The following is an 11,160-nucleotide window of genomic DNA, read 5'->3' as shown; positions in this document are numbered from 1 at the left end:
GTTTTTTCCCCCGCCCGCCGTGGGGGGCGCGCCACTCCTGCCTTCACCTGCCTTCGCTAGATCCCCGAACCTCGCCTGGTCACTCGACGCCGAGCAAGATGTAGTCGTACATGCTCTGGCCCTCGTTGTAGGCGACGTTGGTCACGCGCTTGCCGCGCATGAGCAGCGACTTGGCCCACACGACCGGAAGGATGGAGGCGTCCTCCATGACCTTCTTGTCGACGTCGACCCACAGCTTGGCGCGGGCCGTCTCGTCGAGCTCGGACGAGGCCTGGTCGATCAGCTTGTCGACCTCGGGGTTCTTGACACTGAGGTTGTAGTTGCCGGCCTTGCGGATGGTCCGGCTGTCGACGATGGCCTGCATGAAGCCGTATCCGTCGGGCCAGTCGGAGCCCCAGCCGTGGCCGGCCAGGCCGATGCCGTTCTTCTTGACGTAGTCGGTGTTACCCGCGTAGTCGGAGAAGTAGCTGGAGCCGGGGAAGCCCTTGAGCTCGACCTTGATGTTGACCTTGGCCAGGGCCTGCTGCATCGCCTCGGCCAGCGCCTTCTCGCGCGGGCGGTCGGAGCGGAAGGCCATGGTGGTGGAGAAGCCGTTGGGCTGGCCGCAGGCGGTCAGCGCCTGCTTGGCCTTCTCGACGTCACCCTTGTTCTCGGGGGTGGCGTACAGGTCGAACTTCTCCTGGCCGACGATGGGCGGCGGCATGACGTTGGTGGCGATGTCGCCGCCGGCCAGCGGGCCTCCGTAGGAGGTCTGGTTGGCGACGCGGTCGGCCGCCCACATCACGGCCTTGCGGCACTCGACGTTGTCAAGCGGCGGGTTGTCCGGGATGACCGAGACGTACCAGAGCCTGGGGATCGTCGGGTTGTCCGTGCGGGCCTTCAGCGCCGGGTCCGGCAGGACCTTGCCCAGGGCGGCCGGCTGCAGGCCGGTGCCGGGGATGTCGAGGTCGATGTCGCCGGAGATGAGCTGGTTGTCCAGGTCGTCGGCGTTGACGTTGAGCTGGACCTCGATCCGGTCCGGCAGCGCCGGGCGGTTGGGGTCGGTCGCCGGGTCCCACTGGTCGTTGCGGACGAGCGTGAAGCGCTTGCCGATCTCGTTCGTCTCGAACTTGTACGGGCCCGAGGAGAGGACCTTCTCCTTGTACTTCGCGCCCGTGTCCTTGTCCTTCGGCACCGGCGCCGTCATCGGCATCTGCACGATGTAGTCCATGGACGCGAACGGCTTCTTCAGGTGGAAGACGACCGTGGTGTCGTCGGTCGCCTCGACGGCCGACTTGTAGTCCACGTCGGCGGACTTGTAGACGCCCTTGAAGTCCTTCGGCCAGTCGAGCAGCTCGTTGAGGTAGGAGGGGCCGTGCGGGAAGGTCTCCTTGTCGTACGTCCTGGCCACCGCGTACGCGACGTCCTTGGCCGTGATGGGAGTGCCGTCCTCGTACTTCAGGCCGCTCTTGAGCTTGTACGTCCAGGTCTTGCCGTCGTCGCTCGGCGTGCCGAGGCCTTCGGCGAGGTCGGGGATGACGGTGTTGCCCTCGGGGCCGGGGCCCGGCTTGTACATCGTCAGCGTCCGCCAGTAGAAGCGGCCGAAGTTGAACGAGTAGCCGTAGTAGGTGTCGCCGGGGTCGAGGCTGTCCCAGTCGGCCGAGTGGGCGGCCTTGAGCGTGCCGCCCTTCTTCGTCGACGGGTTGAACACCTGCGTCAGGCCGGCGTTGAACGCGGGTTGCGCGCCGCCGCCGGCGGCCGTCTGGGCGGGCTGCTGGGACGTACCGCCACCGCCGCCACAGGCGGAGAGCACCAGGGCGAGAACCGCTGTCGCGGCTCCTGCCAGTGCGTGTTTCCTTCTCATTGACTAACCCCTTGATTAGTGAGGTGGGGGATTGAGCGAAGTTCAGCGTGCACGCGGGTCGAAGGCGTCCCTCAGCCCGTCCCCGAACACGTTGAAGGCCAGGACGGTGATGAAGATCGCCAGACCCGGGAAGAGCACGAAGTGGGGCAGCGTGTAGAAGCGGACCGCCTCGGAGAGCATCCCTCCCCAGGTCGGGGTGGGTGGGTTGATGCCGACGCCCAGGAACGAGAGCGCGGCTTCGAACAGGATATTCGTCGGAATGAGCAACGTGGCATAGACCAGGATCGGCGCCAGCAGGTTGGGCAGGACCTCGCGGAAGAGGATGTAGCCGTGGCGGGCGCCCAGGCTCTTGGCCGCGTCGACGAATTCGCGTTCGCGCAGCGACAGGGTCTGGCCGCGGACGATGCGGCCGATGCTGGGCCAGCTGAAGAAGCCGATGATGAAGATCAGCATCGCGATGCGCAGGCCGTTGCCCTCCAGGCCGAAGCCCTTGTCGGGGATGACGCCCGCGAGCGCGATGGCGAAGACCAGCAGCGGGAAGGCCAGGAAGACGTCCATGAGGCGGCCGATGACCTGGTCGACCCAGCCGCCGAAGTAGCCGGCGATGACGCCGAGGGTGGTGCCGATGACCACCGAGAGCAGCGTGGCCAGGAAGCCGATCAGCAGCGAGATCCACGCGCCCGCGACGATCCGGCTGAAGATGTCGCGGCCGTTGACCGGCTCGACGCCGAGCAGGTATTCGCTGCTCATGCCGCCGAAGTTGCCCTTGGGCAGGAGCGTGCTCTGGTCGATCGCGTCCTGGTGGAACTCCAGTGGCGGGTGCCCGAACGCGGCGATGATGGGCCCGGAGAAGATCGCCACCAGGATGAGCAGCACGACGATGAGGCCGCCCCCGAGGGCGACCTTGTCGCGGCGCAGCCGCATCCAGGCGATCCGGGTGAGCGAGCGGCCCTGGATGGCCTTGCCCGCTCCCGCGAGCACCGACTCCGGATGCGCTTCTGCGGCGGAACCGGAAACGTCTAGCGGTGCGGTCATGCCGAATTGCCCCCTGCTGCCCAGACGACGCTCTCTATCGCGTACTGACTGACTTTAGACCGCGAGTCGCGACCTCAGGAGGCAGAATCTATGGCCTGAGCTGCGCTGACTAGTCCCTCAGGGCGCTATGTGGCCGATCTGTGATTGACGCGAAACTCATTCGTATCGATCTTGATGTGAATGTCTACGGCCCGTCCCGGTTACGTCTCGGAACTGTGACATAGCACGAGCTCAACTGATGCCGCGGCGTTTGAGGAGTTCTTCGATGTCGGAGAAGTCGTCGTCGGCCTTGGCCGCGGCCTTGCGCGGCGCGGGCTTGGGCAGCGGCTGCGTCGTCTTCTGCCCCACGGCGGGAGCGGCCTGCGCGGGTCGCACGGCCTGCTCCGTCTCGGGCGTGTCGGCGCCCGTCTTCTTCTTCCTGCCCAGGCCCCTGCCGGCGGACAGCTTGCGGCCGCGCATCACGCCCGACACCACGAACAGCACCACCGACAGGCCCGCCACCGCCACGCCGATCCATACGGTCGGGTTGAACACCAGGCTGGTCACGAAGCCCACCACGGCGCTGCCGACCGTCCAGAGCGTCTGCAGCGCTCCGGTGAGGTAGGCGGCCACGGGCAGCAGCGCCCACGCCGTCATCCGCATGCCGGCCGCCGCTCCCCTGCGCCTGAAGGCCAGGAAGGCCAGCACCAGCCCGGCGATGGTCACCCCGGCGCACAGTGGCAGCCAGGCGATCGCGTTGAAGGTCTCCATCTCGCCGCCCCTTCGTCGTGGCTCTGGATATCCATCCTGGCACGCGGAGGCCCTTGCGCCTCCTCCGTGAGAACCACTTTCCCCTTAGGGGAACGCTCAAGGAGCCACGAGAGTTCTCAGGTCCGCGACCCTGATCTCGGTCAGGGACGAGACGACCAGCCGTCCCGGCGCCTCCTCGACGGGCAGCAGGCTCGGCACGGCCACCACGGCGCAGCCGGCCGCCGTGGCGGCGGCCACGCCGTTCGGGGAGTCCTCCAGGACGACGCAGCGCACCGGCTCCACGCCGAGCAGCTTCGCGGCCGTCAGGTACGGCTCGGGGTCCGGCTTGGTGCGGGTGACGTCGTCCGCGGTGACGACGGCGTCGAAACGGTCTCTGCCGACGCTCTTGAGCACGGCGTCGGCGATCTCGCCGAGGGAGGAGGTGACCAGGGCCACCGGCACCCGTTCGGCGCGCAGGGCGTCGAGCAGCTCGGAGGAGCCGGGCATGACGCTCACCCCGGCGGTCAGCCGGGCCACCATGCCGGCGACCATCCACTCGCGGACCAGCTCCGGCGCCACCGCGGCCCCCGAGACGGCCAGCATGTAGGCGATCGTGCTCTCCATGGACCCGCCGATCAGGCGGGTCTGGTGCTCGGGCGTCCATCGGCCGCCGAGCCTGGCCATGACGCCGGTCTCGATCTCCAGCCAGACCCGCTCGCTGTCGACCAGCAGCCCGTCCATGTCGAAGAAGACCGCGTCCATCCCTGCCCCCGATCGCCCGTGCGTACTCGTCGTGTTCACGCGGAACGGGAGGGGCCGCCGGGGCGGACCCTCCCGTTCGCGGCGGTCAGACGTTGAAGTATTTCGCCTCGGGGTGGTGGACCACCAGCGCGGACGTCGCCTGCTCGGGGTGGAGCTGGAACTCCTCCGACAGCGTCACCCCGATGCGCTCGGGCGCGAGCAGCTCGAACAGCTGCTTCTGGTCCTCCAGGTTGGGGCAGGCCGGGTAGCCGAAGGAGTAGCGGCAGCCCTGGACGTTGACCTTGAGCATGTCGTCGAGCGACTCGTCGCCGCCGATCCCCCACTCCGAGCGGACCCGGGCGTGCCAGTATTCGGCCAGCGCCTCGGTCAGCTGCACCGACAGGCCGTGCAGCTCCAGGTAGTCGCGGTAGGCGTCCTTGGCGAACAGCTCGGCGGTGGCCTCGGAGATCTTCGAGCCCATGGTGGCCACCTGGAAGCCGACGACGTCGACCTCGCCGGTGTCCTTGCCGCGGAAGAAGTCGGACAGGCACAGGTGCCGGTCGCGGCGCTGGCGCGGGAAGGTGAAGCGGGTGCGCTCGCCGCCGTCGTCGTCGAGGATGATCAGCGAGTCGCCGTCGGAGACGCACGGGAAGTAGCCGTAGACGACGGCCGCCTCCAGCAGGCCCTCGGTCTGGATGCGCTCCAGCCACATCCGCAGCCGCGGCCGGCCCTCGGTCTCGACCAGCTCCTCGTAGCCGGGCCCGTCGCCGCCCCTGGTGGGCTTGAGCCCCCACTGGCCGAGGAACAGCGCCCGCTCGTCGAGGAAGGCGGCGTAGTCGGCCAGCGAGATGCCCTTGACGACGCGGTCGCCGTGGAAGGGCGCGAGCGGCAGCGGGTTGTCGGCGGCCACGTCGGAGCGGTCGGGCAGCGCCTCGACGGGGGTGCGGGTGAGCACCGCGCCGGTCTTGACCCGCCGCTCGCGCAGCGGCGGCAGCGTCGCGCCCGCCACGCCGCGCTTGACGGCCATGAACGCGTCCATCAGCCGCAGCCCCTCGAACGCGTCGCGGGCGTAGCGCACCTCGCCCTCGAACACGTCGGCGAGGTCCTGCTCCACGTAGGCGCGGGTCAGGGCGGCGCCGCCGAGCAGCACGGGGTAGCGCTCGGCGAGCTTCCTGGAGTTCATCTCCTCCAGGTTCTCCTTCATGATGACCGTCGACTTCACCAGCAGCCCCGACATGCCGATGACGTCGGCCTTCTGCTCGTCGGCGGCCTCCAGGATGGCCGAGACCGGCTGCTTGATGCCGAGGTTGACGACCTGGTAGCCGTTGTTGGACAGGATGATGTCCACGAGGTTCTTGCCGATGTCGTGCACGTCGCCCTTGACGGTGGCCAGCACGATGCGGCCCTTGGTCTCGCCCTCGACCCGGTCCATGTGGGGCTCCAGGTAGGCCACGGCCGTCTTCATCACCTCGGCCGACTGCAGCACGAACGGCAGCTGCATCTGCCCGGAGCCGAACAGCTCGCCGACCGTCTTCATGCCGTCGAGCAGCACCTCGTTGATGATCTCCAGGGCGGGCCGCTGGTCGAGCGCGGTGTCGAGGTCGGCCTCCAGGCCCTTCTTCTCGCCGTCGACGATGCGCCGCTTGAGCCGCTCCCACAGCGGCAGCGCGGCCAGCTCCTCGGCCTTGCCCGCGCGCATGACGGCCGCGTCGACGCCCTCGAACAGGTCCATGAACCGCTGCAGCGGGTCGTAGCCCTCGCGGCGGCGGTCGTAGACCATGTCGAGCGCGACCTGGCGCTGCTCGTCGGGGATGCGGGCCATCGGCAGGATCTTGGAGGCGTGCACGATGGCGGAGTCGAGCCCGGCGTTGACGCACTCGTTGAGGAACACCGAGTTGAGCACCATGCGGGCGGCCGGGTTGAGGCCGAAGCTGATGTTGGACAGGCCCAGCGTCGTCTGCACGCCCGGGTAGCGGCGCTTGAGCTCGCGGATGGCCTCGATGGTCTCCAGCCCGTCGCGCCTGGTCTCCTCCTGGCCGGTCGCGATGGGGAAGGTGAGGCAGTCGACGATGATGTCCTCGACGCGCATGCCCCAGTTGCCGGTCAGGTCCTCCACCAGGCGGGTGGCCACGCGCACCTTCCACTCGGCGGTGCGGGCCTGGCCCTCCTCGTCGATGGTCAGGGCGACCACGGCCGAGCCGTGCTCGCGGACGAGCCGCATGATCTTCTGGAAGCGGGAGTCGGGGCCCGCGCCGTCCTCGTAGTTGACGGAGTTGACCGCGGCGCGCCCGCCCAGCATCTCGAGGCCGGCCTGCAGCACGGCGGGCTCGGTCGAGTCGAGCATGATCGGCAGCGTGGAGGCGGTGGCGAAGCGGAAGGCCAGCTCCTTCATGTCGGCGACGCCGTCGCGGCCGACGTAGTCGACGCACAGGTCGAGCATGTGGGCGCCGCCGCGGGCCTGCTCACGCGCCGTCTCGACGCAGTCGTCCCAGCGGCCTTCCAGCATGGCCTCGCGGAAGGCCTTGGAGCCGTTGGTGTTGCAGCGCTCGCCGATGGCCAGGTAGGAGGTGTCCTGGCGGAACGGGACGCTCTGGTAGAGCGAGGAGGCGCCGGGCTCGGGGTGGGGGCGGCGGCGGGTGACCTCCTTGCCGCGCACCCGCTCGACCACCTGGCGCAGGTGCTCGGGGGTGGTGCCGCAGCAGCCGCCGACCATGGACAGGCCGTAGTCGCGGGCGAAGGACTGGTGGGCGCCGGCCAGCTCTTCCGCGGTGAGCGGGTAGTAGGCGCCGTCGGCGGTGAGCACGGGCAGGCCGGCGTTGGGCATGCAGGACAGCTTGAGCCGCGAGTGGCGGGCGAGGTAGCGCAGGTGCTCGCTCATCTCGGCCGGGCCCGTCGCGCAGTTGAGGCCGACGACGTCGACGCCGAGCGGCTCGATCGCGGTCAGCGCGGCGCCGATCTCGGAGCCGAGCAGCATCGCGCCGTTGGTCTCGATCGTCACCTGGGCGATGATCGGCACGTCGCGGCCGGCCGCCTCGATGGCCCGCCTGGCGCCGACGACGGCGGCCTTGACCTGGAGCAGGTCCTGGCAGGTCTCGATGATCAGCGCGTCGGCGCCGCCCGCGATCAGGCCGGCCGCGTTGTCGCGGTAGGCGTCGCGCAGGCTCGCGTACGGCAGGTGGCCGAGGGTCGGCAGCTTGGTGCCCGGGCCCATGGAGCCGAGCACGAAGCGGGGCTGGTCGGGCGTGGCCCAGTGGTCGGCGGCCTCGCGGGCGATCCTGGCGCCCGCCTCTGAGTATTCGAACACGCGCTCGGGGATGTCGTATTCGCCGAGCGCGGCCAGGTTGGCGCCGAACGTGTTGGTCTCCACGCAGTCGACGCCCACGGCGAAGTAGGCGTCGTGGACGCCGCGCACGATGTCGGGACGGGTGACGTTGAGCACCTCGTTGCAGCCCTCGTGACCGCGGAAGTCGTCGAGCGTGGGGTCCTGGGCCTGCAGCATCGTGCCCATCGCTCCGTCGGCGACGACGACGCGCTGGGACAAGACTTCTCGGAAGGACAGGGAGGCGCTCATGAGGTAGAGCTTATCGGGTGCGTCTCCGGAGCCGCCCGCGAGCGGCCGCTCCCCCGGCCCTGCCGCGCTTCCCACCGTACGCGCTCCCCGGCCCCGCCGCACTTCCCGCGGGCCGCCCCCCGTTCGGCGGCGGCCTTCCGCCGGACGCGCTCCGGCTGCTGCGCGGCACGATCGGGGCCGCTATTGTACGTGCTGTCAAATATGGGCGACGTCCGGCAGGAGGCTTCATGGCCTATCGCACCGTCCTCGTCGGAACCGACGGCTCGGCCTCCTCCTTCAGGGCCGTCTCCGCCGCCGCTTCCCTGGCCGCGGCGACCGGGGCCAGGCTCGTGCTGGCCTGCGCGTACCTGCCCATGCGGGAGAGCGAACGGGCCGCCGCCGCCGACCGGCTCGGCGAGCTGGCGTACAAGGTGACCGGGTCCACCCCCGCCGACGACGCCCTGCGAGCCGCCCGCGAGCACGCCGTGGCGGCGGGCGCGACCGACGTCGTGCTGACGGCGGATCAGGGGGACGCGGTGGACGTGCTCATCGCCGCGGCCGCCCGGCATCGCGCCGACCTGCTCGTGGTGGGCAACCGGGGGCTCAACAGCCTGGCCGGGCGGCTGCTCGGGTCGGTGCCGTCGGCGGTGACGCATCGGGCCGCGTGCGACGTCCTCGTCGTCCACACCACCGACGGCGGCCGCTGACCACCCGGAGCCGGTGGTCGCCGTACGGGAGTTCGCGGGGAGCGTACGGAAGTTCGCGCGTCGCGAACGGCGGCGGACCGTCAGGCGCCTGGCGGGAGTTCGCGCGTCGCGAACGGCGCTCGGGTTTCGCGCCCGGCGGAAACCGGCGGGCGGAGGTGGCCGTCCGATGCCTCGGCGCGGAGCCGTGAACCCGGCATGGCCCGTTCCAGCAGTCGTCTGACCTGCTGTCGCGCGGCCCGGCCGGTTTCCCCGGGCCGTTTCGCGCGCGAGCCCGCGCCGGCCGGCCCGGGCGCTCCCCCGCCGCTCCCTCGGCGCTCCTCCGGCGGAACGCGCGCGAACTGGGACGTCGCGGGGCGCGTGGAAGCCCGCGTTCGGGGGGAGATCGGTGACGTTGACGCCGGCTGACCGCATAGGCTTAGCGGGACGATGGAGAGGAGGCGACACGTGATTGAGCTCGAAGGGCTCCCCGAGCTCGTCGACCCGGTGCTCATTGCCGCGTTCGAGGGGTGGAACGACGCGGGCGAGGCCTCCAGCGGTGTGATCGCCCATCTCGAGTCCGCGTGGAAGGCCGAGCCGCTCATCGCGCTCGACCCCGACGACTATTACGACTTCCAGGTCACCAGGCCCGTGGTCGAGATGAACGACGGGCTGACCCAGTCGATCGTCTGGCCGACGACGCGGCTGCTGCGCGCCAGGCCCCCGGGCCTCGACCGTGACGTGGTGCTGCTGCGCGGCATCGAGCCCAACATGCGCTGGCGCTCGTTCTGCGCCGACATCATCTACATCTGCCGCGAGCTGGGCATCGAGATGGCGGTGATGCTGGGCGCGCTGCTCAACGACTCGCCCCACACCCGCCCGGTGCCGATCCTCGGCGGCGCCACCAACTCGGGGCTGGCCCGTTCGACCAACTTGGAGCTGAGCCGCTACGAGGGCCCGACGGGCATCGTGGGGGTGTTGCAGCACGCGTTCGGCCAGGCGCAGCTCGACGCGATCTCGCTGTGGGCCTCGGTGCCCCACTACGTCGCCCAGCCGCCCAACCCGAAGGCCACGCTGGCGCTGCTGCGCCGGCTGGAGGACGTGCTGGAGATCCCGATGCCGCTGGGCGACCTCGACGAGGAGGCCAGGGCGTGGGAGCGCGGCGTCGACGAGCTCGCCTCGCAGGACAGCGAGGTGGCCGAATACGTGAAGGAGCTTGAGGAGCGCAAGGACGCGGCCGAGCTGCCCGAGGCCAGCGGAGATGCGATCGCCGCCGAGTTCGAACGCTATCTGCGGCGCAGGGATCGCGACACTGACAGCTAAATTGCAGGGATTGAATCCAACAAATCCCTGTGGTTTGGGGTAATAATCGGGAACCTGTAGAAGGTTGCATCAAGTTGGGCTCCCGATGGCCCAAGAGGCTCTCGTTCGCACGTAATGCCTGCCAACTCGACCGCGCACGTTAGGCATGCCATGGCGACATCCCACGTTGACCCCCACCAGCGGAGCCAGGACACCAGGCGGCGCATCCTCGAGATGGCCGTCTCGCTCCGGGAGGACCGCACCGGCGGCTCGGTGGATCATTTCCTCGCCCTGCTGCAGGATCGGCTTCCGCTCTGGTTGAGCATTCTTCATGATCTTTCCCATCGCAGTGGGAAAGGGTCCGTCTCCGACAATCTTCTTCCCGTCGTGCTGGCGGGGATCGACTACTACATAGACGTGCAGAGCGCCGCGCTGCCAGCTTTCACCTCGCCCAATGTGACCGTCCGCTTCCGGCAGGCCGTCCGCGACACCGGGCTCGGGCCGCGTACGGAGACGGCGCCGCTGGCCGCGTACCTGGCGGCCGAGCAGCGGCTCGGGCGGGTGCGGGCCGACGCCGATCCGGAGGCGAGCGCGCGGCTGCTGGTCGCGGGCTGTTTCCACCGCGCCTACATCGAGATGTTCGTCGGCGCCGACGCCGGGCCCAGCCGCGAGGCCAGCGCCCGCGAGATCGTCCGCGAGCTGCGCCTCGAACCCGCCGCCGTCGAGCAGCACGCCTGACCCGAGGGCCCTGTCATCCTGGGCACGTGCCGCCTTCTCCGTGCGCACACGGTGTGAGGCCAGCTTCCCGGATGGGCGGGCTGTGGGGCCGGCCTCTTGGGGTGCACGTGGTGCGAGGCCGGCCTCCCCGGGTGCGAGCGGGACGGGGAGGCCGGGGCACGGGGGGCGAAGGCGAGACGTGCGGCTTCAAGCCCGTCGGCGAGCGTGGCGGCTGAGTGAGGCGTCAGGCGTGCCGGCGGTGGAGGGGCTGGGGGTCTGGGGCCGCGTGGTCGCGGTGCACGGGCACGGCGTGGGGGCCGGGGACCGGGTGGTCGTGACGTGCCGGGCGAGGGACGGGCGCGGCGTGGTCGCGGCGCAGGGCCTCGTCGTAGCGGTGCCAGATCAGCGCGGCCAGGTCCGGGTCCGCGCCCAGCGGATCGCTCACCAGCTCCGCGCCCGCCGAGGCCAGCCGGGCGTGGAAGAAGCCGGGGGCGAGAACGTACGAGGCGATGGCCACGCGGGCGGCCGGGGTCGACCGGAGCCGTTCCATGGCCTCCTCG

At 70.2% G+C, this 11,160-nt stretch carries 8 protein-coding genes and 1 pseudogene; 3 read left to right on the top strand and 6 right to left on the bottom strand.

What is annotated here, in order from left to right:
* Positions 1 to 79 precede the first annotated feature (79 nt).
* The 5 genes from ABFX54_RS50965 to metH all read right to left on the bottom strand — a co-directional run bounded on the left by ABFX54_RS50965 (position 80) and on the right by metH (position 7,919).
* Positions 80 to 1,843 carry an ABC transporter substrate-binding protein gene (locus ABFX54_RS50965; protein ID WP_346114453.1) on the bottom strand — a complete coding sequence of 588 codons (1,764 nt, stop codon included), beginning with the start codon at positions 1,841 to 1,843 and terminating at the stop codon, positions 80 to 82.
* Positions 1,844 to 1,885: 42 nt separating this feature from the next.
* On the bottom strand, positions 1,886 to 2,878 hold the full coding sequence (locus ABFX54_RS50960) for an ABC transporter permease (RefSeq protein WP_346114452.1): 993 nt from the start codon (positions 2,876 to 2,878) through the stop codon (positions 1,886 to 1,888).
* Positions 2,879 to 3,109: 231 nt separating this feature from the next.
* Complete coding sequence (locus ABFX54_RS50955) at positions 3,110 to 3,628, bottom strand: cellulose synthase (protein WP_346114451.1); 519 nt, start codon at positions 3,626 to 3,628, stop codon at positions 3,110 to 3,112.
* Positions 3,629 to 3,724: 96 nt separating this feature from the next.
* On the bottom strand, positions 3,725 to 4,369 hold the full coding sequence (locus tag ABFX54_RS50950; RefSeq protein ID WP_346114450.1) for an HAD family hydrolase: 645 nt from the start codon (positions 4,367 to 4,369) through the stop codon (positions 3,725 to 3,727).
* Positions 4,370 to 4,454: 85 nt separating this feature from the next.
* Positions 4,455 to 7,919 carry a methionine synthase gene (gene metH / locus ABFX54_RS50945; protein WP_346114449.1) on the bottom strand — a complete coding sequence of 1,155 codons (3,465 nt, stop codon included), beginning with the start codon at positions 7,917 to 7,919 and terminating at the stop codon, positions 4,455 to 4,457.
* 227 nt (positions 7,920 to 8,146) lie between these two features.
* Here metH and ABFX54_RS50940 point away from each other — a divergent pair, with 227 nt between their 5' ends.
* From ABFX54_RS50940 to ABFX54_RS50930, 3 genes are all read left to right on the top strand, one after another.
* Entirely contained in the window at positions 8,147 to 8,605 is a 459-nt protein-coding gene (locus ABFX54_RS50940; protein WP_346114448.1) for a universal stress protein, read from the top strand.
* Between the two features lie 444 nt (positions 8,606 to 9,049).
* The gene (locus ABFX54_RS50935; RefSeq protein WP_106250132.1) at positions 9,050 to 9,904 is read left to right on the top strand and encodes a PAC2 family protein; all 855 of its coding nucleotides are present in this window, start codon (positions 9,050 to 9,052) and stop codon (positions 9,902 to 9,904) included.
* 213 nt (positions 9,905 to 10,117) lie between these two features.
* Complete coding sequence (locus ABFX54_RS50930; RefSeq protein ID WP_346114447.1) at positions 10,118 to 10,621, top strand: TetR family transcriptional regulator C-terminal domain-containing protein; 504 nt, start codon at positions 10,118 to 10,120, stop codon at positions 10,619 to 10,621.
* A 223-nt stretch (positions 10,622 to 10,844) separates the two neighbouring features.
* Here ABFX54_RS50930 and ABFX54_RS50925 read toward each other — a convergent pair.
* Positions 10,845 to 11,160, bottom strand: a pseudogene (locus ABFX54_RS50925) (hypothetical protein); the annotation flags it as partial.

The organism is Nonomuraea maheshkhaliensis, assembly GCF_039529435.1.
Classification (GTDB): domain Bacteria; phylum Actinomycetota; class Actinomycetes; order Streptosporangiales; family Streptosporangiaceae; genus Nonomuraea; species Nonomuraea maheshkhaliensis.
This window is presented reverse-complemented; position numbering and strand designations above follow the sequence as displayed.

Bases quoted from the DNA above. Each gene is read 5' to 3' on its own strand.
- ABFX54_RS50955 (WP_346114451.1), bottom strand. From the start codon at position 3,628: ATGGAGACCTTCAACGCGATCGCCTGGCTGCCACTGTGCGCCGGGGTG.
- metH (WP_346114449.1), bottom strand. From the start codon at position 7,919: ATGAGCGCCTCCCTGTCCTTCCGAGAAGTCTTGTCCCAGCGCGTCGTC.
- ABFX54_RS50965 (WP_346114453.1), bottom strand. From the start codon at position 1,843: ATGAGAAGGAAACACGCACTGGCAGGAGCCGCGACAGCGGTTCTCGCC.
- ABFX54_RS50930 (WP_346114447.1), top strand. From the start codon at position 10,118: ATGGCCGTCTCGCTCCGGGAGGACCGCACCGGCGGCTCGGTGGATCAT.
- ABFX54_RS50940 (WP_346114448.1), top strand. From the start codon at position 8,147: ATGGCCTATCGCACCGTCCTCGTCGGAACCGACGGCTCGGCCTCCTCC.
- ABFX54_RS50960 (WP_346114452.1), bottom strand. From the start codon at position 2,878: ATGACCGCACCGCTAGACGTTTCCGGTTCCGCCGCAGAAGCGCATCCG.
- ABFX54_RS50950 (WP_346114450.1), bottom strand. From the start codon at position 4,369: ATGGACGCGGTCTTCTTCGACATGGACGGGCTGCTGGTCGACAGCGAG.